Here is a 22,338-nt window from a genome sequence, read left to right on the forward strand (position 1 = left end):
GAAGGAAGGATGACGACAATGAAGAAGCTTGTAACGAGCATCGCGCTTATCGCTGCCATCGGCTGTTCCGCCGCCGCTTTTGCGGCGGAGGAGAGCCACGATCTCGCCACCAAGACCGAGCATGCGATCGCCGGCGGTCACTTCCCGGTCATCAAGCCCGAGGAGCAGAGCTGGTCTTTTGCCGGACCTTTCGGCAAATACGACAAGGGCCAGCTGCAGCGCGGCCTGAAGGTCTACAAGGAAGTCTGCTCTGCCTGCCATTCGATGAGCCTCGTTTCCTTCCGCACGCTGGGCGATCTCGGTTATTCGGAAGAGCAGGTGAAGGCCTTTGCTGCGGAATATGAAGTGCAGGACGGGCCGAACGCCGACGGCGAAATGTATAATCGCAAGGCTGTGCCTTCCGACCATTTCCCCTCGCCATTCCCGAACCACGAAGCGGCTGCTGCTGCCAATGGCGGAGCTGCACCACCGGACATGTCGCTGCTTGCCAAGGCGCGCGGCGTGGAGCGTGGCTTTCCGCAGTTCGTCATCGACATGATTCCGATCATCGGCGGTTATCAGGAAGGCGGCCCGGACTACATCCATGCGCTGCTGACCGGATACCAGGACGCGCCCGCCGGCGTTGAAGTGTCGGAAGGCACGCATTTCAACCCGTATTTCGCCAGTGCCGTGGCGCTGAAGATGGCGCCGCCGATCAGCGCCGATCAGGTGACTTACGACGACGGTGCGCCGCAGACGGTGGATCAATATTCCAAGGACGTGTCCGCTTTCCTGATGTGGGCCGCAGAACCGCATCTGGAAGCACGCAAGCGCACCGGCTTCATGGTCATGGTGTTCCTGTTCATCTTCACGGCGCTGATCTATCTCACCAAGAAATCGGTCTACGCCAACAAGGAACATTGACCGGCTTCAAATGCCTGCAATCATTGGCCCCCATGGTCTTGCCCTGGGGGCCTTTGCATGTGTCGAAGGAGGATGAGAAATGGCGAAAGTCCGGAGCGGTGGCTGCCTGTGCGGTTCCGTCCGTTTCGAGGCCACGGGTGAACCCGGCAATCCGCACAGCTGCTCCTGCGATATCTGCCAGCGGCACTCCGGCGCTTCCAGCCTTGCCTGGGTGGAGTTTGCGAGCGATGCAGTGGTCTGGACGGGAGAGCGCGGTGCGCCCATGGTTTTCCGGTCTTCCGATTATTCCAGCCGTGCGTTTTGCGCAGTCTGCGGCAGCACGCTTGGCGCCATCGACGATGCACCGACTGTCGCCCTCGTTTCCGGCTCTTTTGACGACAGAAATGACGAGGCGCTACGGCCTCTGTCGCATTCCTTCGCGGATGTATGCCCGGTCTGGGCGCGGATCGAGGGAATGTCGGGGCAGGAATGAGCGACGGTCCTTTTTAGTTGGTCCGCAGCCACCAAGTTGATAGGGTGGCCCGAACCTTCTGATCCATTTCCCAATCTAACTGGAAATACCATGACCGTTATCGCTTCGGAGCTTTCCGCTGCCATCCGCTCCATTCCCGACTATCCGAAGCCGGGCATCATCTTCAGGGACATCACGACTCTGCTTGGCAATCCGCGCGCTTTCCGCCGTGCCGTGGACGAGCTTGTGCAGCCCTATGCGGGGACGAAGATCGACAAGATCGCTGGCATGGAAGCGCGTGGCTTCATTCTGGGCGGAGCGGTGGCGCACCAGCTTTCCGCCGGTTTCGTGCCCATCCGCAAGAAAGGCAAGCTGCCGCACACCACCGTGCGCGTGGCCTACAGCCTTGAATATGGTGTCGACGAAATGGAAATGCATGTGGATGCCGTGCAGCCGGGCGAAAAGGTGATTCTGGTCGACGACCTGATCGCGACCGGCGGCACAGCCGAAGGCGCGGTCAAGCTCTTGCGGCAGATGGGCGCGGAAATCGTTTCGGCCTGCTTCGTCATCGATCTGCCCGATCTCGGCGGCCGCAGGAAGCTGGAAAACCTCGGTGTCGAAGTGCGGACACTGGTGGAGTTTTCGGGGCATTGAGGCCGGTTTCCGGCTAGGAATGTTGCGACAGGCCGGCGTTTTTTCCGGTCTTTCGTAGTGCGATCCATGTCCAGTGGACGCCCATGGCGCGATTACCCGCCTGAATGGAAGCAACTTCTACCTGTCGTATCAACGTGAACCCCAGACGGGCTGCATTGCCCGTCGTTTCCGCTGGTGAAATGGAAAAAGCACGGCGGCCTTCGGGTGCGGGGCCGTGACGCAGGGACATGATCAGCAATCCGCCCTCTGCCGTCATCTCCGAGAGGCTTTCCATGGCGGTTTGCCGTGCCTCGTCATCGATATGGTGCCAGACGCCGCACAGCGTAACCAGATCGAACGGGCCGTGGCGGCGCGCTTTCATCAGATCGGGCAAACAGTCGTCAAGCCAGGTTATCTTGTGCGAGAGGTGCAATCTCTTTCCGGGTTCACGCAGTTCCTTGACCGGCTCTATCGCCAGAACATCATGGCCGCATTCGGCAAACCAGGCGGCATCGCGACCGGTGCCGCTGCCAATATCCGCGACGCGGGCCGGTGTGACCGGCAACAGATCGATGACCGGTGCGTAGATTTCCCGGCAATCCAGTCCATCGAACCTGGCAATCAGGTCCGGCGTTGCCGCTTCAGCATAACCCTGTAGGATATCGTTCATTCTTGCCTTCCCGCCGCGACGCCGATTCCGAGGGTATCGCGCGCGGGCTATCTCGGCCAGCCGCTATTCGAACTCCAGAACCCCGCTCTGGAAGGTCATCACGGTTTCTCCGGACTGGTTCACGCCCTCGTTGAAGGTGGTGTTCAGCCAAACCCCGGCTCTTGATTCCAGCGGTCGGGCATCGAGCAATGTGACGAAATAGGTCACGTCGTCTCCGGCGAAAACCGGCTTTTTCCATTTGAGTTCACGAAAGCCGGGGGAGGGGCCAAGTTTCGGCGGTTCAAGGCCAAGTTGTTTCAGCCTCTTCACTTCCTTGCCCCAATGGGAAAGGAAACATTTCATCCAGCCAGCGCCGGTGTGCCAACCGGAAGCGCAGAGCGCGCCGAAGACGCTGTTTTTCGCCGCTTCGGCATCGAGATGAAAGGGCTGCGGATCGAAATCGCGGGCGAAACGGACAATGTCTTCGGCGGAAAAATGCAATGTGTCGAGGGTGACGCGTTCGCCGATCGGGGAAAGTTCTGCCAGTCTCATGCCGCAAGGCCTCCGTCCGCACGCATCAGGAACATCACGGTGTTTTCGCCGTGCGATACCAGAACGCCGCGCTGGTTATAAAGCTCATGGCGAAACTTCACGAGGCCGATGCCGGGGCGTGAGCTGGAGGTGCGCTGTTCCAGAACAATGGATTTTCCCGAAAGCGTATCGCCAGCCAGAACCGGCTTTTTCCAGTCGACATAATCGATGCCGGGGCTGCCTTGCGATGTCGAATCGCTGATATAGCTCTCCGCCATCATTCGCATCAGCAGGGCGCAGGTGTGCCAGCCGGATGCCGCCAGCCCGCCGAGAATGCTCTGGCGGCCAGCCTCTTCGGACAGATGCATGGGCTGAGGATCGAACTCGCTGGCGAATTCGATGATTTGTGCTGCAGAAATCGATTGCGGTCCCAGGGGAAATTCCCGTCCAACGGAAAAATCCTCATAGGCATATGTCGCGACCGGCGCCATGGCTTCCTCCCTTGCCTAGTCGATGTCACCGGCATCTAAAATGATTTTTCCCTTTACGTAAAGGTCAAATCGAGAGTGCGTTTGCGGCATAGGGAGATGCTGTTGAGAGAGCGAGTGCGTCATGCTGCCTTCTCCCAGTGGAGGAGAAGGCCGCGATAGCGGAATGAGGGGCAAGGGTCGTGAGATTCGCCAGCGTTGCCTCCTCATCCGATCCTCCGGGCTATCTTCCCCCGCCGGGAGAAGAAACAAGCCACAGGTCTGTGTCACTTCGGTCAGCGCGTCAAAAGACGCGATGTGACCGCCGCCGCGCTTAAGACCAGATCAGGTATTAAAGCGGAAGTGGATGACGTCGCCGTCCTGGACGACATATTCCTTGCCTTCGTCGCGTCCCTTGCCGGCTTCCTTGGCACCAACTTCGCCCTTGTAGGCGATGTAGTCGTCATAGGCGATGGTAAAGGCGCGGATGAAGCCGCGTTCGAAATCGGTATGGATGACGCCGGCGGCAGCGGGCGCTTTGGTGCCGCGCACGATCGTCCAGGCGCGCGTTTCCTTCGGGCCGACGGTGAAATAGGTGATGAGGTCGAGCAGGTGATAGCCGGCGCGGATCAACCGGTCGAGACCGGCTTCGGTGAGCCCGAGGGCCGAGAGGAATTCTTCGGCTTCATCGGCCGGAAGCTGCGCGACTTCGGCCTCGATCGCCGCCGAGATGATCACGCATTCGGCGCCCTGTTGCTTTGCCATCTCCGCGACAGCCGCGGTGTGCTCGTTGCCGGTGGATGCGTCGGCTTCAGAGACGTTGCAGACATAAAGCACCGGGTGCGACGTCAGGAGATTGAGGCCCTTGAGGATTTCGATTTCCTCGTCCGCCAGTGTCTTCAAAAGCAGACGTGCCGGTTTTCCGTCGTTGAGCAGAGCAATTACGGCTTCCATCACCGGCAGTTGGGCCAAGGATTCCTTGTCCTTGCTGGTGGCGCGCTTGCGCGTCTGCTCGACACGGCGTTCCAGGCTTTCGAGGTCGGCGAGCATCAGTTCCGTCTCGATCGTGTCGGCATCGCCAACCGGATTGATGCGGCCTTCCACATGGGTGATGTCGTCGTCCTCGAAGCAGCGCAGCACATGCACGACGGCATCGACTTCGCGGATATTGGCGAGGAACTTGTTGCCGAGACCTTCACCCTTCGATGCGCCGCGCACCAGGCCGGCAATGTCCACGAAGGAAATGCGGGTCGGAATGATTTCCTTCGATCCGGCAATGGCCGCGAGCTGCTGCATGCGGGGGTCCGGCACGGCAACTTCGCCGGTGTTGGGCTCGATGGTGCAGAAGGGATAGTTGGCGGCCTGCGCGGCCGCCGTTTTCGTCAGCGCGTTGAAGAGGGTGGACTTGCCGACATTCGGCAGCCCGACGATACCGCATTTGAAGCCCATGGCTTGAAACCTGTCCGTTTGAAAGAATTCGTTGAGGAGCCTTTTGCGGAAAGGGCAGGGCAAGGTCAAGCCCGGGGGCCGATTTGGGCGGGCAAAGCCCCGCGAATGGCGCGGAATTCTGCGCGAGTGCGGGGCCGAGGTTGTCGATGCTGCGGTTGCGGCGCAATATGCGCCGGTCGAGCAACCGATCTTTCGTCATCAACGGGGATTTTCCCCATGGGCTACAATTGAGTGACAATCACGGGCGACAATGATGAGTGACAGTCCTGTTGATCTCAAACCGAAACCGAAAGTCAAACCGAAGCTGGAGCGGCCTAAGCTCTACAAGGTCATTCTGCTGAATGACGACTATACGCCGCGCGACTTCGTCACCCTGGTGTTGAAGGTCGTCTTCCACATGGGCGAGGACACCGGCCACCGGGTGATGATGACGGCGCATCGCTTCGGGAGCGCGGTCGTCGTTGTCTGCGAGCGCGACATTGCCGAGACCAAGGCCAAGGAGGCGAACGATCTTGGCAAGGAGGCCGGGTTTCCGCTGATGTTCACCACCGAGCCGGAGGAGTGACGGCTTTATGCTCAATCCCGCCGGATCTGAAAACCCGTCTTGTTCTGAATGAAACCGCAGCTTTCGTAGAAGGCATGTACCTCAGGACGCTGCCGGCCGGTCAGCAGCATCACCTTGTAGCAATTTGCGGCAAAGGCGGTCTCGATGGCGTGGCGCACGACTGCGCGGCCATATCCCCGGCCGCGACGGCTTTCCAGCGTCACCACATTTTCGATGAAGGCATAGGGACGGGTAGCGCGCGTCAGGTTCGGGATGACGAGAAGCGTGGCGGTTGCAACGGGTTCCTGGTCTTCCATGGCAAAGAACACGGTGAGGCCGGGTTGGCCGAGCATGGCGGCGAAAACCGTGCTTGCCTCTTGCGCCGTCAGTTGCGGGTCGGAAGGGTTCAGCGCCTGGTAAAGTTCGAGCAGTTTCGGCAGATCGTCCGGGGCAGCTTCGCGAAGGCTCATGGTCTCTGAAGACACCTGCGCTCAATCCTTCTTGCCGAACATCCGCTTCAGCATCTCTGCCATCGGCCCGGTTTCCGGCAGTTTTTTCGGTTGGGCGTTGTTGCGCGCCTGATGGATGTGGGATTGCGCGGCGGGCTTGGCCGCCTTGGCCGGTTTTTCCGTTTCCGGCTTGCTGCCGGTGGCAAGCGCCAGCTTGTTCATCAGCTGCGAATCCTCTGATTTCACCAGCATCGCGGCATTGTCGGCAATGGCGTCCAGCAGCGGATCGAGCCAGACCCGGTCGGTCTTGGCGAAATCACCGAGAACGTGGCCATGCACCCGCTCCTTGTCGCCGGGATGGCCGATGCCGAGGCGCAGGCGGCGGTATTCCTTACCGCAATGGGCGTCGATCGATTTCAGGCCATTATGGCCGCCATGGCCGCCGCCGGTCTTGATGCGCGCCCGGCCTGCAAGCAAATCGAGTTCATCATGGATGACGATAATGTCTGCCGGTGCAAGCTTGAAGAAACGCATGGCCTCGCCGACGGATTCACCCGACAGGTTCATGTAGGTGAGGGGCTTCATCAGCAGAACTTTCTCACCGCCTATTTCGCCTTCGGAAATCTCCGCCTTGAATTTCCGCGCCCAGGGCGAGAAGGAAGGCAGGCGCTGCAGCGCATCCACGGCCATGAAGCCGATGTTGTGACGGTTTCCCGCATATTGGGCGCCGGGGTTACCAAGGCCTGCGATGATCTTCATGGGGCATGTCCGCTTTTTTGCCTGACGATGCTGTTGTCACCACCCCGAAATGTTCTGGCTGTCAATCTTTTTATGGATTTTTTGGATGTGGCGAGCGGGCGCTCAAGGGCTGACGAGTTTGTAGCGGTCGAATATGCGCTGTTGCGTTCCATCGGCGATCAGCCTGTCCAGGCGCGCCTGCAATTTTGCAATGACCTCGTCTGGAACGCTTTTGTTGCAGGCAAGACCCAGCTGTTGCCGCGCCAGCGTTATCACTTCCCTGAACTTGCCTGGGGGTTGGCTTTTGAAAGTGCTTTCCGACATGGGCATCAGGTCGATGCGGCCTGCGTTCAGCTTGTGAAGCGTGATCTGGAAATCAGCACCGACATCCACATGCTCGAAACCGAGGTTGCCAAGAAGGACCTCGGTGTAGTCGCCACGCTGGGTGCCGACCCGGTATTTCCTCGCGTCTTCCAGACTGGAGACGTTGATATCCGCATTCTGGCGCGCCACGAGGATGTTGCGGTCGCTATGGATCGGCGAGACCCATTTGAATAATTTTTCCCGTTCGGACGTTCTTGCCGTGGCAAAGACGCAATGCATGGCCTTCGTTGTGGCCAATGCGATCGCCCGCGCCCAGGGCATGACGGCAACCTCGTAATCGGTGCCGGTATCCTCAAGCACGATCCTGAGCTGGTCGATATAAACACCCGCCACGCTGCCATCGTCGTTTTGCAGATTATAAGGTGGGTAAACCTCGGTGGTCAGGAAAAGCTTGGCTGCGCTGGCCGGGCCGGCAAGAGCAAGAAAGATCAGACAAAAGCGGATCAATCCCATGGTTGCTCCCACCCGTTTACGCCTGTCGCGCCGCGGCGCGGTCTGCGCCGTTATCCGCATTCAATGCAGCGATCAGCCGTTCGATGGGCTGCGGTCGCGCAAAATAATAGCCCTGTCCGTAATCCGCGCCTATCACTGTCAGAAGCTCCTTCTGCTCTTCCGTCTCGACGCCTTCGGCGATGACGGAGCAATTCATCTTGTGTGAGATTGCGGCGATACCCTCGACCAGCATGCGGCTGCGCTGCCTTATCTCCACCGTGTCGTCGCAGATCGAGCGCGTGAAGGACTGATCGATCTTGACGATGTCGACCGGAAAGCGGCTGAGATAGCTTAGCGACGAATAACCCGTGCCGAAATCGTCCAGCGCGATGCGGCAGCCCAGCTGGTGAATGGCATTGAGGATCGCCCGGATTTGCGGATCGTCCTTCATGATGACCGCCTCGGTTATCTCGATAATCAGCCGATTGGGGAGAATGCCGTAGCGGTGAAGGACGCCGGCGATACGGGTCGGCAATCCCGGTTCGAACTGCAGCGGCGAAAAATTCACCGCCACATAGGATTGCTCCATGCCGGGCAGGTGCGACAGTCTGGCCAGATTGGCGATTGACTGGTCGAGGATGACATTGCCGATGCGATGGATGGTACCGTTTTCTTCCGCAAGGCTGATGATCGTGGCGGGAGAAAGCAATCCCTTTTCCGGATGGTTGAGACGCAACAGTGCCTCGAAACCCGCCGTCTGGCCCGTTGCAAGATCTTGAATCGGCTGGAAATAAGCCTCGAACCAATTGTCGGAAAGCGCCTGCGCAATATCCCTTTCCAGTTCCGCATGTTCGCGGGCGCGGTCCATGATCGAGCTGTCGAAGATCTGCGAGCCGTTCTTGCCCGTTCTCTTGCGGGTATACATGGCCATGTCGGCATTCTGCAAAAGTTCGGATGCGCTTGCGGCATGCAGCGGGTAGATCGCCATGCCGATGCTGGCGCTGAGACGGATGCTGTTGCCTTCGATCTCGAAGGGCGTGTCCAGCATTGTGCAGATCCGCTCGCAGAACAGCTGGGCGCGCTCCTCCACCTTGTCGCCGGCAAGCAGGATGGCGAATTCGTCGCCGCCCAGACGCGACGCGCTGTCCAGCGGTGTCAGCAGTGGTTCGATTTTCAGCGTGAATTCCCGCAGAACCGCATCGCCCGCCGCATGGCCGAGATTGTCGTTGATGGCCTTGAACCGGTCGAGGTCTATGAAAAGGCATGCCAGTTCGCTGCCGTTCCTGTCGGCGTCACGGATCTGCACGTCTAGAATGGCCTCGAAACCCTGGCGATTGAAGAGACCGGTCAAATGGTCGGAAATAGCCTGCTGGCGGTTGCGCTTTTCCGACTGGCGCAACTCCGTCACGTCAGTCATGACGCAGAGATATGTGCCCTGATGTGCGTTGCCGGAATCAAGGGCTTTTTCAAGGATGAGGGCGTCCATAACGCTGCCATCCATGCAATGAAAACGCACCGTGATACCCGCATGTGCGGCGTCGGGCGAATGTTGCGCCGCCTTGCGCTGCAGGAAAAGGGACCGGTCATCCGGGTGGATGAGGTCGGCGAAATTCAGGCCGAGTATTCTGGCCCGATCATAACCGGTCGCCTGCACCCAATAGTCGCTGACCGCGGCAATCCGGTCGTATCTGTCAAGCGAGAACAGCATGGCGGGTGTGCGATTGTAGATTTCCGTCTTCCGCTCATGGGCATGCTTGATTTCCAGCTCTTCCTTTTCAAGCTGGGTCTGCATTTCGTTGAAGCTTTTTGCCAGCCTGCCGATCTCGTCCTTCGAGCGCCAGTCGACATGGTGGCGGGAGCCGACGCGGCGTGTCGCTTCTATCGCTGCCGCCAGCCGCATCAGCGGACGGATGACCATGAAGCGGTTGCCGGCGATGGCCGCAAGAACGGTGGTGAGAATGGCGAGAATGAAAATTGTGATGAACGCCAGTTCGGTGCGGCTGAGAGAGGTCAGAAGACCGATATCGTCGTAATAGACTGTCAGTTGCCCGACGGTGACGACACCGTTTGTGGTTTTGTAGGTCACTTCGCGGGTCGTGGAGGCTGCATCCTGAATGATGTCGCTGCCGGCCGTCTGGATGATGTCTAGCTGGCCAGAGGTATCCTTGACCTCGACCATGCGGATCACGGGGTCGGAAACGAGGGTGCCGGTAATCTGATTTATGGTGTCGTCGTCGAGATCCCATAGCGGGCGGGCAAGCGCCTGCGCATTGGTTGACAGCAGGATCTCAAGGTGATTGCGCTGGCTACGGATAGCCTCGTGATAGGAGAGGGTCAGCAAAAGGGTGAAAAGCGGGGCGACCACTGTGAGAAGTGCACCGGAAACAATCGCGATAAAGCGACTTTCGACGGAATGAGCCATGTTCTATTGCAGTACCCTCTACCCCAGATAACTGCGCCCCGTTTCCGCCCCGTCCGGAGAGACATCCTTGAGGTTTTCGGCAACGGCCTTGTATCCTCACTGTATTTCTTCAACCCGTCCGGTGTTTTCACGATAACGCAATGGGCATCGTTTCATGGAATTGTTAATTCACGCTGAAACGGGACCGGCATCCTGCACGCGGCGAGAGGTTTTTGCTTTTAAAGTTCATAAAAACTAAAAGGCCCGTTCCGAAAAACGGAACGGGCCTTTTAGCTCAAATCTATCTGGCCTTATGGCCGCAGATTATTATTCAGAAGCTTCGCCGGCTTCTTCTTCTTCTTCAGCAACGCCGCCAGCCGGAGCAACGATCGTTGCGATCGTGAAGTCACGGTCGGCGATTACAGGCGTGATGTTCTTCGGCAGCTTCACATTCGAAATGTGAACGCTGTCGCCGATCTTCAGACCGGAGAGATCAACCGTGATGAATTCCGGAATGTCGTTGGCCGGGCAGTGGAATTCCACCGTGTGGCGAACGATGTTCAGAACGCCGCCGATCTTGATTTCCGACTTTTCTTCGTTTTCGAAGTGAACCGGAACTTCAACGTTGACGAGCGTGTTGCCCGAAACGCGCAGGAAGTCGACGTGCATGGTGAAGTCGCGGACCGGATCAAGCTGGTAGTCCTTCGGCAGGACCTTGATCTTCTTGCCGTCGACGTCGATTACCGCCACAGTCGTCATGAAGCCGCCAGCGTGGATACGCTTGGTTACTTCGTTGGTCGACAGAGCGATGGAAATGGGGGCCTGCTTGTCACCATAGATGACAGCGGGAATCAAACCGTTGCGGCGAAGTTCACGAGAGGACCCCTTACCAACTCGTTCGCGCGCCTCGGCCTTGAGCTCATACGATTCTTTGCTCATGGCAATTCCTTTCGAGGTTATATGGAGAGTTCATGCCCGCGGGCGCTGAACTGGAGAGGCTAAAAGCCATCTCGCCCGCGTTGCCTCCAAGGGTGTCTACACGGGTGCGGGCGCTATAATACAAACGGAAGACAAAGACAAGAGCGGCCGTTTTCCACGGATGCTATGCTGTGATTTTATTAGACTTGTCTAATTCACTCGTGCATTGCAACTTTTAATATATGCTTATCCATTCATATAAACCGGCTGCAAACTTGGCAAGTGATAAGGCTGCCTGGAATTCCAATTGCGTAGATGACAATGCTTAAAGTTCTCCAGTGCCTTACCGTCGATCATGACTTCCGATACACCACAGCAGCGGTCCTCGTCTGCATGCTGGGGAGCTTCGTCACGATGCGTCTTTTCTCGAGGGCGCGTCAGGCGAGGGGTTGGCAAAAGGTCAACTGGCTGTTTCTGGCTGGTGTCAATGGTGGGTCGGCGATATGGACCACCCATTTCGTGGCGATGCTGGGTTATGTCGCTGCCGGGGAGGTGGGGTACGATCCCTATCTGACCGGGCTTTCGCTTCTCATCGCCATTGCCACAACGACAACCGGCTTTGCCATTTCCGCCTATGGCGGACGCACAGCGCTGGTGGAAGCGGGTGGTGCGACAGTCGGTCTCGGTATTGCGGCCATGCATTATACCGGCATGGCTGCCTATCAGATCCAGGGTATGATTTTCTGGAACCAGACCTACGTCATCGCTTCGCTGGTGCTCGGGGCTGTATTCGGCGCGCTCGCGGTCAATCGCATCGCGCGCCCAGTCAACCGGTTTTGCCAATATAGCTCTGTTGCGTTCCTCATCCTGGCCATCGCCTCCATGCATTACACCGGCATGGCCTCGATGTTGTTCGAGTTCGATCCGCGCATCGTCATTTCGGAAAGTCTGCTGCCGCCCGCCATCATGGGTGGGGGCGCCATCGCCGTGACGCTTCTCCTGCTGGCGCTCGGGCTTTCCACCTATGTCATCGACGCCCAGTCCACCCAGCAGGCGGTCGCCCGCTATCGTCATCTTTCGTTGCACGATCCGCTGACGGGCATTCCGAACCGCGCGGCATTTATCGAACATCTCAACCGCCGCACGCGCCATCTCTCCATGGGCGCACACACGGCGCTTTTGTCCATCGATCTCAACCGCTTCAAGGAAATCAACGACGTTCACGGCCATGCGGCGGGCGATGCCGTGCTGCGCGCCATTGCCGACCGCGCAAGTTCCGTTCTGAAAGCCGGGGAGTTTCTGGCGCGTATGGGCGGGGATGAATTCGTGGCGATGACCCATTCCTATTACACCCGCGCCGATGGTGCGGAATTCGCCCAGCGGCTGATCGAGCAGATCAGCAGGCCGGTCGAATGGAACGGGCAGACATTTTCGGTCGGCGCGAGTGTGGGCATATCGGTGCGCAATACCGGCGCCATCGACGCCGACACGCTGATGGCGCAGGCCGATGTCGCCATGTATAGGGCAAAAGGCGGGAATTCCGACACGATCTGCTTTTACGACAAATCCATGGATGAAGCCGCACGCGAACGCAACGCGCTTGCCGTGGCCATGCGCAGCGGTCTCGCCAACAGCGAGTTCGAGCTTTATTACCAGCAGCAGAATGATACCAAGAGCGGCAGCATCGTCGGTTTCGAGGCACTGTTGCGCTGGAAACATCCGGAACGCGGTATGATCTCGCCCGTCGAATTCATTCCGATCGCGGAGCAGACCGGCTTTATCGTCGAATTGGGCGAATGGGTTCTGCGCGAAGCCTGCGCGCAGGCGGCTCTCTGGAAAAAATCGCTTTCCATCGCCGTCAATGTCGCCCCGCAGCAGCTTGCGGACAATGATTTCCCCGAGAAGGTCGAGAAGATTCTTAGGGAGACGGCGCTTGCGCCTGAGAGGCTTGAGCTTGAAATCACCGAAGGCAGCATCATCGCCGACCACCGCCACGCGCTGATCACGATCCGCAAACTCAAGGCGCTCGGCGTCAAGATCGCCATGGACGATTACGGCACGGGCTATTCCTCCCTGTCGACCCTGCAGAGCTTTCCCTTCGACAAGATCAAGATCGACCGGGCCTTTATCGATGGCCTGTCGACCAATGTGCAGTCGGAGGCGATCGTTCGCTCCACGCTCATTCTGGCGCATAGCCTCAATATTCCGGTGCTTGCGGAAGGTGTCGAGACGAAGGCCCATATCGAGTTCCTTCGCCGCGAAGGCTGCCTGCAGGTGCAGGGCTTCTTCTTCGGCAGGCCCGGTCCCTTGACCTCCATCGCCAATCTCGTCGACGACACGTTCCTCTCGACGGAGGACGAGCCGGAGGTCACCACCACCGGCCAACGCTATTTCAAGGCGGTATGATATCAGGCGCAGCCCGCGGTTGCGCTGACGGATGCGGGTCGCAAAGTTTTTAGTTGAAACGTGAACGCTTCCAGCGCACCATTGCCGAAAAGCTTTGGGAGGAGCGAATGCCGACAGACGTCGCCCATGCGGACCGCGTGTATGAAACAGCGCGCCAACGTTCCGCAGCCGCAAGTTCTCCGATCATCGCCTCATGGCGCCGTTGCATGGTCACGCACCGTCTTGCGCCGGAGGAAAACCGCAAGCCGATCTTTCTCACCGACGTCGAATTCCGCCGCGCACGCGAAAGTGCGGCGGGCCTGATTGCCGAAAGCACGGATGAACTCGACCGCATTTTTCACAGTGTCGGCAAATCCGGCTGCTGCCTGCTTTTGACAGACGCCCAAGGCGTCGCGCTGGAGCGCCGGGGTGCTGCCGGCGACGATCGTGATTTCCGGGCGCTCGGTCTCTGGTCCGGCGCCGTCTGGAGCGAAGCGAGCGTCGGAACCAACGGTATTGGAACGGCACTTGCCGACGAACGTTCGGTGGTGGTCTATCGCGACCAGCATTTCTTCACATCGAACACGGAACTGTGCTGCACCACGGCCCCGATCCGCGACCATACCGGCCGGGTGACGGGCGCTCTCGATATTTCCACGTGCCGCGACGACATCAACGAAATGACGTTTTCTTTCGTCACGCAGGCGGTGCGGGATGCGGCCCAGCGTATCGAGGGCAATCTCTTCCGCCGGGCCTTTCCCGGCGCGCGCATCGTCGTGGTGCCTACGGGTTTCAGTCCGGCACTTTCGTTGCTTGCGGTCGATCAGGACGATCTCGTGCTTGGGGCGACGCGCGCGGCGCGGCTTGCGCTGAAGCTCGATGACCATCGCATTGCGCAGGGGCTGCCCGCCGCCGATGTCTTGCAGGAACAGCGTCACGACGGCGGTTCCGATCTTGAGGAGGCGGAACGTTCGGCTTTGCGCCGGGTTCTGTCGCGCACCAATGGCAATGTCACGCAGGCCGCGTCCCTGCTCGGCATCAGCCGCGCCACGCTTCATCGCAAGATGAAGAAATTCGACGTGCATTGAGGCTACCCGAGAGGATACCCGGTCAATTCAGCGGGATCGGAGCGGGTTTGTCGCAGATGTGAGACAATGTGCGCTGCGGAACCGCGCGGTGCCACTACCCGCCACGATCATCTAGGCCCACCTTCCTGTCATGCGGTCCGTCGCGGATCGTTTTCATCAGGGAGGATGAAATCATGAATATTCAGGTTCAGCACAAAGCTGGCGAAGCGCCCTTCAAGCTGAAATACGGAAATTTCATCGGCGGCAAATGGGTGGAGCCGAAATCCGGCCTCTACATGGACAATCTGTCGCCGGTAACGGGTCACAAGATTTGTGAGGTTCCGCGCTCCGATGCGGCCGATATCGAACTCGCACTGGATGCCGCCCACCAGGCGCGGGAGAAGTGGGGCAAGACGAGCGTTACCGAACGTTCCAACATCCTGCTCAAGATCGCTCAGCGCATCGAGGACAATCTGGATCTCATCGCACGGGCCGAAACCTGGGATAACGGCAAGCCGCTACGCGAGACCACCAATGCGGATATTCCGCTGACGATCGACCATTTCCGCTATTTCGCGGGCTGCATCCGCGCGCAGGAAGGCACGATCGGCGAAATCGACAATGACACGGTCGCTTATCATTTCCATGAGCCTCTCGGCGTCGTCGGCCAGATTATTCCGTGGAACTTCCCGATCCTTATGGCCGCATGGAAACTTGCACCGGCACTCGCCGCGGGCAACTGCGTGGTACTGAAGCCGGCGGAACAGACGCCTGCTTCTATTCTGGTGGTGATGGAGCTTATCGAAGACCTGCTGCCGCCGGGCGTGCTCAACATCGTCAACGGCACTGGTGTTGAAGCGGGCAAGCCGCTGGCGCAGAGCAAGCGCATCGCCAAGATCGCCTTCACCGGCTCCACCCCGGTCGGCAAGGAAATCATGCGTTATGCGGCCGACAATGTCACAAACATCACGCTGGAACTGGGCGGCAAGTCGCCGAACATCTTCTTTGCCGATGTGATGAATGAAGACGACGCTTTCCTTGACAAGGCGCTTGAAGGTTTCGCCTTCTTCGCGCTTAATCAGGGCGAAGTCTGCACATGCCCGTCGCGTGCGCTGGTGCATGAATCGATCTACGACCGCTTTATGGAAAAGGCGATCAAGCGCGTTCAGGCCATCAGCCAGGACGACCCGCTCAATCCGTCGACCATGCTGGGTGCGCAGGCCTCGCAGGAACAGTTCGACAAGATCATGCGCTATCTGGATATCGGCAAGAAGGAAGGCGCAAAGGTTCTGACTGGCGGTGACCGCAAGACGCTCACGGGCGATCTTAAGGACGGTTATTACATTCAGCCGACGGTCTTCGAAGGCAACAACAAGATGCGGGTTTTCCAGGAGGAAATCTTCGGTCCTGTCGTTTCGGTCACCACCTTCAAGACGGTGGAAGAAGCGCTCGAAATCGCCAATGACACGGTTTACGGTCTTGGCGCTGGCGTCTGGAGCCGCGATACCAATATCGCCTATCGCGCTGGCCGTGGCATCGAAGCGGGCCGCGTGTGGACCAATTGCTACCACGTCTATCCGGCCGGTGCCGCTTTTGGTGGTTACAAGCAGTCTGGCATTGGTCGCGAGACCCACAAGATGATGCTCGATCACTATCAGCAGACCAAGAACCTGCTCGTATCCTACAGCCCGAACAAGGTTGGCTTCTTCTGAGTTCCTCCCCGGAAGCCGGCGACGGATCGTCCTGATTTCCGGCCGCCGGCGAGTTCCCAGGGGCTTCGGTCCCTGGGAACCCGGATGAAGTTCAGCAAAATAAAAGGCCGGAGGTTTTGCCTCCGGCCTTTTTTTGCTGCGGACTATGCCGCGTAACGCTGGTCGCGGTTTCGGGTGGCACCTACGGAGAACTGGCCCACCTGTTCGGTCAGGCCATCAGCTTCGCTTGCGAGCGAGAAGGCCGCAGCCGTCGTTTCCTCCACCATCGCCGCGTTCTGCTGCGTCACATGGTCGAGTTCGTTGACGGAGGCGTTGATTTCGCCGAGGCGGCCGGATTGTTCGCGCGAAGCTGTGGCGATTTCACCGATCTGATCGTTGACCGACTGGATGCGTTTCTGGATCTGCTCGAGGCTTTCTCCGGTTTTCAGCACCAGTGCCACGCCGCTTTCCACATCGCCCGCAGAGGTAGCGATGAGCGTCGTGATATCCCGTGCGGCAGCCGCCGATTTCTGCGCGAGTTCCCGCACTTCCTGTGCCACGACCGCAAAGCCCTTTCCGGCCTCACCGGCGCGGGCGGCCTCAACCCCGGCGTTCAGCGCCAGAAGATTGGTCTGGAAGGCAATCTGGTCGATGACGTCGATGATCTGGCGGATCTTTGACGACGACGTCTCGATACGCTCCATGGCGACGATCGCTTCTTTGACGACAGCGGTGGATTTATGGGCATCCTGCATGGTTTCCGCCGTCGTTCCGACTGCGACGTCGCAGCGGGAGAGTGAAACGTTGACGGCCTGCGTCATGTCTCCAAGTGCGGCGGCTGCTTCTTCAAGGGCGGCTGCCTGGCGTTCCGTGCGCCGCGACAGATCTTCCGATGCGCTTTTCAGCTCGCCGGAGCCGGAGCGGATGGCATTGGCGCTTTCGCCGATGCTGGAGATCGTCGCATCCAGCCCCGCTATGGAGTTGTTGAAATCGATGCGCAGATGGTCGAGCGACGGCACGAAGGGTTTTTCAATGCGAAGATCGAGCCTGCCCGCAGCAAGATTGGCAAGGCCGGTCGCAAGCGCATCGACTGCTTCTTCCAGCTCCTTTGCACTTCTTGCCTTTTCCATCTCACGCTGTGCACGTTCCTCGTCCAGTTCCTCGCTTTTGCGATGGGACTCGGTTTCCATGCGCTGCTTGTCGAGAATGCCCTGGCGGAAGGATTCCAGTGCGCGCGCCATGGTGCCGATTTCGTCACCACGGGAAACGGCCTTGATCTCAATATTATGGTCACCACCGTTCAGACGTTCCATCAACCCGGCAAGGCCGGTCAGCGGCTTGGTCAGGCTGGCGGAAACGAAAATGCCGATGAGTGTCATGACGGCAAGCACCGCAAGTGTTGCAAGCGTTGCCCAGAAGGCGAGATCATTGGCCGCTGCCAGCACCTTGCTCTCCTGCTGGCCGATGGCCAGAAGATGCTTCTGTCCGAAAACGGAGACCGGACGATAGGCGTAGAAGATGCTGCCCGCAGGGGTCTTCGCCATGACCGTTCCGGCTTCGCTGGCACCTGTAAGTGCCGCGAGGCTTTCGGAAACGGCGACACCAGCCCCACCGGAGAGCACGCCCGCGCGAAGTTTGCCTTCAGCGCTCAGAAGAACGGCGTCGTCGATGGACTTGCCGGTTTCCTCAGGTGTTACCACCGCACCGATACGGTCTGCGGAAATGCGCATGATGACGGCGCCCTTGCGCTGCAACTGGCCCCAGTTCGAGACCGCAAGCGGCATGCCGATCAGGGCCGAGTCATTGGTGCCGCCATCGCTGAACCCAGTTGTGCTGATGACACCGTCCTTGCCGGCCTCGATGCGGTCGAACAATTCCTTGATCGTGCTGTTTTGCGGTTCCGTCACATTGGTCAGGAAGTTCTTGCCCTTGGTCACGGAATAGATAATGAGGCCTGCCTTGTCGATGACGTAGATGTCGCTGACCCGGGTGTTGCGCCAGACGCTGGCGATGGCCGCGTTGATCGTGGCGTGGCGAATGGCATAGAGCAGCCGCAAACCTTCACCGTTGAAGGAGGCGCGCTCCTCCTCGGATACGCCCTCGCGGCGGAATGCCTGAATGATCGCATCCTTTTCCGTCGGTACGACCGTGGTCATGGTTTCCAGCGCCTGAGCGATCGCAGCGTTCTGCGACAGCTCGGAAATGCTTTGTTCGACGCGCAGCGTATAGGCATCAAGCTGTTTGGACTGGTTTCCCGCAACCGTCTCGAGCCTGATCTTGCTGGCGTCGATCAGGCCGGACTTGCCCATTTCGTATGACAGCAGCCCAACGGCCAGGCACGAAACCAGCGTCGCGCCCGTGACGAGCGCTGCGAATTTGGCCTTGATTGACAATGATTTAGCTTTGACAGCAGTCGGATTTGCACCCGGCATCCTGTTTCCTCCCCCCAAAAGAACGTTGCGGTACCGTCGCAACAATTGTTTACGGTCGCGTTAAGCTTGGCGGGGAATTGTATGATTATTTCCCGCATACCGTGAAAAAATCCAAGGCCCTGGCCGGCCATTCTCCGTAATAAAACTGCAATGGAACGGGCGCATACCGTGCGAAGTTCAACGGCTGTTCATATTCATGCAAGCTTTTCGCGCTCCTGCTCTTGCCACTATCGACGATGTTTGCGGAACACCCGCGGATGGATATGACGGAGCCCCTTTGAGATCGATCCCGGATTTCGCGGTTATCGTACCCATGCACAATGAGGAAGCGAGCGTGGAAACGCTTGTCGCTGAGATCGTTGCTGCCTGCCAGCCGGTCGGTCCGTTCGAGATTATCGTGGTGGACGACGCATCTTCCGATCGCACGGCGGATGTGGCGCTTTCGCTTGCCGGGCGTTATCCGATGCTGCGGCTGGTGCGGCATGACCGGCAGGGCGGGCAATCGGCTGCGATCCACAGCGGTGTGCAGGCAGCGCGCGCGCCGGTTGTCTGTATGCTTGACGGAGACGGGCAGAACCCGCCGGACAATCTGCCGGCGCTTCTTGCGCCGCTTCTTGCCTCGAACGCGCCGAGCCGGCTTGCGCTTGTGGCCGGGCAGCGCGTCGGCCGGCGCGATACGCTTGCAAAACGTCTTTCCTCCCGCTTCGCCAATGGCTTGCGGGCGCGGATATTGAAGGACGGCACGCGGGATACCGGCTGCGGCCTCAAGGCTTTCCGTCGCGACGCCTATCTCGCCTTGCCCTATTTCGATCACCACCACCGTTATTTTCCGGCGCTCTTCAATCGCGACGGCTGGCAGGTTGCCCATGTCGACGTCACGCACCGGGCGCGCCTGCATGGCAATTCCCATTACACCAATATCGGCCGCGCGCTTGTCGGCATCCACGATCTGATCGGCGTTGCCTGGCTGTTGCGGCGGCGCAAGCGGGCAAGTTGGGCCGAAACCTTCAAAACGGAGACATCGCCGTGAACGCACCGGCCTTATGGTCCATGCTGCATGTGAACAGCTGGAAGGAATTTCTCTGGGTCTGCACCGGCTTTATGGGCCAGATGCTGTTCACCATGCGTTTTCTGGTTCAATGGATTTCGTCGGAACGGGCGAACCGCTCGGTCATTCCGGTAGCCTTCTGGTATTTCTCCATCGTCGGCGGCCTTGTGCTGCTATTATACGCGATCTGGCGTCGCGATCCGGTTTTCATTCTGGGACAGGCCTCCGGCCTGTTCATTTATGCCCGAAATCTCTGGTTGATCCATGCAGAACGCCGCCAGCATGCATGAGGCCGCAGCTCTGCCTTACGCGCAGGCGAATGAGCAGCGCCAATGGATGACGTTTGCGCTTGCGGCAATCGTGCTCGTCACCGTGCTGCGCGTCCTCGGGCTTGCTTTCAACCGCACCGATCTTTTCGTTGATGAGGCGCAATATTGGCTGTGGGGCCGGGAGATGGCGTTCGGCGCCTATTCCAAGCCACCGCTGATCGGCTGGATCATTCGCGCCGCCACCACTCTGAGCGGCGGCGAGAGCACCTTCGACGTGCGGCTCGCCGCCCCGGTCATCCATGGCATAGCGGCCGCGGCGATCCTTGCGCTCGGGCGCATGATCTATGATGCGAAGCTCGCCTCGCTTGCCGCTGTCATCTACCTCACGCTGCCCGCCGTGACGCTCGGCAGTCTTCTGATCTCGACCGATACGCCGATGATGCTGTTCATCGTGCTGTCGATGATCTGCGTGCGCAAGCTTGCGGAAGCACGCGCTGCCGGTGTGTCCGCGATGCTCTGGAGCATTGCGCTCGGTCTAAGCTTCGGCCTCGGGCTGATGTCTAAATATGCGATGATCTATTTTCTGCCCTGCTTCATCGCTGCCGGCTGGCTGTGCGTGGGCTGGCGCATCCGTTGGCGTGACGCCGGTATTGCTGTAGTTGTCTGCGCCGCCGTCATCGCTCCCAATCTGTGGTGGAATGCTGCGCATGATTTCATGACCGCGCGCCACACGGCGGACAATGCCAACTGGCATGGCGTTAAGCTGAAAATCGGTCCGGCGCTCGAGTTCTTCTTCTCGCAGGCGGGTGTTGTCGGGCCGTTCGTCTTCATCGGCATGATCGTCGCGACGTTCAGGGCCAAAACCGCTGAAACCCGGGCGCTTGTCGCCCTTTCGGTACCGATCGTGCTTCTGATCACGGCACAGGGGCTGATGTCGCGGGCGCTCGCCAATTGGGCGGTGGGGGCTTATGCCGCGGGCGTGCTTCTGGCGGTGCCTGTCCTGGCATCCCGGCGCTGGCTTACCGTCTCCACCCTTGTGCTCGGCGGCATCGTTGCCATCGCACTGCCGCTGATGACGATTGCCGGAACGGAATTGCGCTTGCCGAATGGCGACCTGGCGATGAAGCGTTATCTCGGCGGCTCGGAGCTTGTGTCGACCGGCCTTTCAAGGGCGCGAGAGGCGGGGGCGGATGCAATCGTCGCTGCAGATCGCTCCATTCTGGCCGAGCTCTTTTATCAGCTGCGGGACGAAAAGCTGCTCATGCCGCGCGCTCTGCCTGAAACCGGCGTTCCTTCCAGCCACTACGCGCTTCTTTACCCGCTGAAAGCCGGAGAGGCGACAAATCCCGTCTATCTTGCGAGGGCGGACAGCCTGCCGGGCTGTCTCAATGGCGAGGCGCCGCTATCGACCTGGGTTGCCGGGCCGGGCTCGTTCGAGGGCAAGGAAATCGGTCTCTGGCGTCTGCCGCCACAATGCATCCCGAGGGTTGCCGATGGACAATGATCTTTCGCATATGCGGATCACGATCTGGGTTACGTTCGCCACATTGGCGCTCGTCATCCTGTTCGCGACCTTCCCGTCCATCGACCTCGAGTTTTCTTCCCTGTTTTTCTCGCCCGAAGCGCGCCTGTGGGCTGGAAGCCTGCCGGTTCCGGAATGGTTTCGCGATACGTTGCGGGAGTTAACGGAACTGGCCGCACTTCTGGCCTTCATCGTTCTGGTCGGCAACATCAGGCTGGGCGCGATGCAGCGCACCGGCTGGCGCGTCTGGGCCTTTCTCTGCGGGCCTGTGGTGCTCTGCGCCGGGCTTCTGGTAAACGGGGTGCTGAAGGCCAATATCGGCCGCGCCCGCCCGTTCAGCGTCAGCGATTTCGGTGGACATCAGCTTTTTACGCCGCCTTTCCAGTTCAGCACGCAATGTTATTCAAACTGTTCGTTTTCCTCCGGGGAAACGGCGCTCATAGCGAGCTTTTTCCTGCCGCTCTGCGCGCTTGTCTGGAACCGCCTGCAATGGGGCGGGCGTCTTTTCATGGGCAGCACTGCCGCCGGCGCCATCATCCTCATGTCCGGTCTGCGTATTGCAGCTGGCGGGCATTTTCTCAGCGATGTGGTGATGTCCGTGCTGTTTTCCGCACTGACGACGCTGTTCCTTTACCGGGCGCTGGCAATTGCCCGTCATCGTCATCTATTTACCGGCGATGCCGTTACGGCCGATGCCATCAGCCTTTGGCGCAATGGCAGCCATGCTGTTCGCACCCGCGCTCGGCGCTGGTGGCCGAAAATCAAGGCCGCCGCCACACGGCTGCAACGACCGCCGGATGCGGGCACGGCATCTTCCTGAGTGGTGCAGATGGAGTGCTGCGATCTCTGCGGATGCTGAGATAGCTGGCAAAATTGATAAGCCTTCTTCTCATCATGCCAATCTTTAACCGGCATCCAGCCACGGCGCGGACGCGCCGTAAGAAAGGATCTTACGCGATCAAAGACTTGATCGCA

21 protein-coding genes are annotated in these 22,338 nt (G+C 59.3%); 11 read left to right on the plus strand and 10 right to left on the minus strand.

Annotation, left to right across the window (positions count from 1 at the left end):
• Positions 1 to 18 precede the first annotated feature (18 nt).
• From ACQZ5Y_RS11015 to ACQZ5Y_RS11025, 3 genes are all read left to right on the plus strand, one after another.
• Complete coding sequence (locus ACQZ5Y_RS11015) at positions 19 to 903, plus strand: cytochrome c1 (protein WP_003513510.1); 885 nt, start codon at positions 19 to 21, stop codon at positions 901 to 903.
• Positions 904 to 982: 79 nt separating this feature from the next.
• A complete protein-coding gene (locus ACQZ5Y_RS11020) occupies positions 983 to 1,375 on the plus strand; it encodes a GFA family protein (RefSeq protein WP_003513508.1) in 393 nt (130 codons plus the stop codon).
• A 90-nt stretch (positions 1,376 to 1,465) separates the two neighbouring features.
• Entirely contained in the window at positions 1,466 to 2,008 is a 543-nt protein-coding gene (locus ACQZ5Y_RS11025; RefSeq protein ID WP_003513506.1) for an adenine phosphoribosyltransferase, read from the plus strand.
• A gap of 13 nt (positions 2,009 to 2,021) precedes the next feature.
• On the opposite strand, the gene ACQZ5Y_RS11030 is transcribed toward ACQZ5Y_RS11025, so the two are convergent.
• The 4 genes from ACQZ5Y_RS11030 to ychF form a co-directional block, all read right to left on the minus strand.
• Positions 2,022 to 2,657: a class I SAM-dependent methyltransferase gene (locus tag ACQZ5Y_RS11030; protein WP_065687145.1), complete on the minus strand. Its 636-nt coding sequence runs from the start codon at positions 2,655 to 2,657 to the stop codon at positions 2,022 to 2,024.
• Between the two features lie 63 nt (positions 2,658 to 2,720).
• Positions 2,721 to 3,188: a MaoC family dehydratase gene (locus ACQZ5Y_RS11035; RefSeq protein WP_003513502.1), complete on the minus strand. Its 468-nt coding sequence runs from the start codon at positions 3,186 to 3,188 to the stop codon at positions 2,721 to 2,723.
• Positions 3,185 to 3,658 (minus strand): MaoC family dehydratase, encoded by a 474-nt coding sequence (locus tag ACQZ5Y_RS11040; protein WP_003513500.1) that lies wholly within the window; start codon positions 3,656 to 3,658, stop codon positions 3,185 to 3,187. Before ACQZ5Y_RS11040 ends, ACQZ5Y_RS11035 begins: the two co-directional genes overlap by 4 nt.
• Before the next feature lie 321 nt (positions 3,659 to 3,979).
• Positions 3,980 to 5,083 carry a redox-regulated ATPase YchF gene (gene ychF / locus ACQZ5Y_RS11045; RefSeq protein WP_003513497.1) on the minus strand — a complete coding sequence of 368 codons (1,104 nt, stop codon included), beginning with the start codon at positions 5,081 to 5,083 and terminating at the stop codon, positions 3,980 to 3,982.
• A 253-nt stretch (positions 5,084 to 5,336) separates the two neighbouring features.
• Here ychF and clpS point away from each other — a divergent pair, with 253 nt between their 5' ends.
• Complete coding sequence (gene clpS, locus ACQZ5Y_RS11050; protein ID WP_003513495.1) at positions 5,337 to 5,648, plus strand: ATP-dependent Clp protease adapter ClpS; 312 nt, start codon at positions 5,337 to 5,339, stop codon at positions 5,646 to 5,648.
• Between the two features lie 11 nt (positions 5,649 to 5,659).
• Here clpS and ACQZ5Y_RS11055 read toward each other — a convergent pair whose 3' ends face one another.
• From ACQZ5Y_RS11055 to ACQZ5Y_RS11075, 5 genes are all read right to left on the minus strand, one after another.
• Complete coding sequence (locus ACQZ5Y_RS11055; protein WP_174049821.1) at positions 5,660 to 6,112, minus strand: GNAT family N-acetyltransferase; 453 nt, start codon at positions 6,110 to 6,112, stop codon at positions 5,660 to 5,662.
• A 6-nt stretch (positions 6,113 to 6,118) separates the two neighbouring features.
• On the minus strand, positions 6,119 to 6,835 hold the full coding sequence (gene pth, locus ACQZ5Y_RS11060) for an aminoacyl-tRNA hydrolase (protein ID WP_003513491.1): 717 nt from the start codon (positions 6,833 to 6,835) through the stop codon (positions 6,119 to 6,121).
• Positions 6,836 to 6,937: 102 nt separating this feature from the next.
• A complete protein-coding gene (locus tag ACQZ5Y_RS11065) occupies positions 6,938 to 7,651 on the minus strand; it encodes a substrate-binding periplasmic protein (protein WP_174049819.1) in 714 nt (237 codons plus the stop codon).
• 16 nt (positions 7,652 to 7,667) lie between these two features.
• On the minus strand, positions 7,668 to 10,052 hold the full coding sequence (locus ACQZ5Y_RS11070) for an EAL domain-containing protein (RefSeq protein WP_174049817.1): 2,385 nt from the start codon (positions 10,050 to 10,052) through the stop codon (positions 7,668 to 7,670).
• A gap of 306 nt (positions 10,053 to 10,358) precedes the next feature.
• Complete coding sequence (locus ACQZ5Y_RS11075; RefSeq protein ID WP_003513485.1) at positions 10,359 to 10,970, minus strand: 50S ribosomal protein L25/general stress protein Ctc; 612 nt, start codon at positions 10,968 to 10,970, stop codon at positions 10,359 to 10,361.
• 300 nt (positions 10,971 to 11,270) lie between these two features.
• On the opposite strand from ACQZ5Y_RS11075, the gene ACQZ5Y_RS11080 reads away from it, so the two are divergent.
• From ACQZ5Y_RS11080 to adh, 3 genes are all read left to right on the plus strand, one after another.
• A complete protein-coding gene (locus ACQZ5Y_RS11080) occupies positions 11,271 to 13,355 on the plus strand; it encodes a putative bifunctional diguanylate cyclase/phosphodiesterase (protein WP_026330768.1) in 2,085 nt (694 codons plus the stop codon).
• Positions 13,356 to 13,462: 107 nt separating this feature from the next.
• A complete protein-coding gene (locus ACQZ5Y_RS11085; protein WP_080800320.1) occupies positions 13,463 to 14,422 on the plus strand; it encodes a helix-turn-helix domain-containing protein in 960 nt (319 codons plus the stop codon).
• A 173-nt stretch (positions 14,423 to 14,595) separates the two neighbouring features.
• Entirely contained in the window at positions 14,596 to 16,113 is a 1,518-nt protein-coding gene (adh, locus tag ACQZ5Y_RS11090) for an aldehyde dehydrogenase (protein WP_174049815.1), read from the plus strand.
• Positions 16,114 to 16,256: 143 nt separating this feature from the next.
• Here the strand turns inward: adh and ACQZ5Y_RS11095 are convergent, their stop codons facing one another.
• Positions 16,257 to 18,524: a methyl-accepting chemotaxis protein gene (locus ACQZ5Y_RS11095; RefSeq protein ID WP_174049813.1), complete on the minus strand. Its 2,268-nt coding sequence runs from the start codon at positions 18,522 to 18,524 to the stop codon at positions 16,257 to 16,259.
• A 190-nt stretch (positions 18,525 to 18,714) separates the two neighbouring features.
• Here ACQZ5Y_RS11095 and ACQZ5Y_RS11100 point away from each other — a divergent pair, with 190 nt between their 5' ends.
• From ACQZ5Y_RS11100 to ACQZ5Y_RS11115, 4 genes are read left to right on the plus strand one after another with little or no spacing between them, the layout of a single operon-like run.
• On the plus strand, positions 18,715 to 19,554 hold the full coding sequence (locus ACQZ5Y_RS11100; protein WP_025594139.1) for a glycosyltransferase family 2 protein: 840 nt from the start codon (positions 18,715 to 18,717) through the stop codon (positions 19,552 to 19,554).
• A 20-nt stretch (positions 19,555 to 19,574) separates the two neighbouring features.
• Positions 19,575 to 19,862 carry a lipid-A-disaccharide synthase N-terminal domain-containing protein gene (locus tag ACQZ5Y_RS11105; protein WP_019565216.1) on the plus strand — a complete coding sequence of 96 codons (288 nt, stop codon included), beginning with the start codon at positions 19,575 to 19,577 and terminating at the stop codon, positions 19,860 to 19,862.
• Positions 19,837 to 21,345: an ArnT family glycosyltransferase gene (locus tag ACQZ5Y_RS11110; protein ID WP_174049811.1), complete on the plus strand. Its 1,509-nt coding sequence runs from the start codon at positions 19,837 to 19,839 to the stop codon at positions 21,343 to 21,345. Before ACQZ5Y_RS11105 ends, ACQZ5Y_RS11110 begins: the two co-directional genes overlap by 26 nt.
• Positions 21,335 to 22,183, plus strand: coding sequence for a phosphatase PAP2 family protein (locus ACQZ5Y_RS11115; RefSeq protein WP_065662230.1), 849 nt, complete (start codon positions 21,335 to 21,337; stop codon positions 22,181 to 22,183). The genes ACQZ5Y_RS11110 and ACQZ5Y_RS11115 overlap by 11 nt, the downstream gene beginning before the upstream one ends.
• Positions 22,184 to 22,338: the final 155 nt, after the last annotated feature.

The organism is Agrobacterium sp. A3-95 (assembly GCF_053521785.1).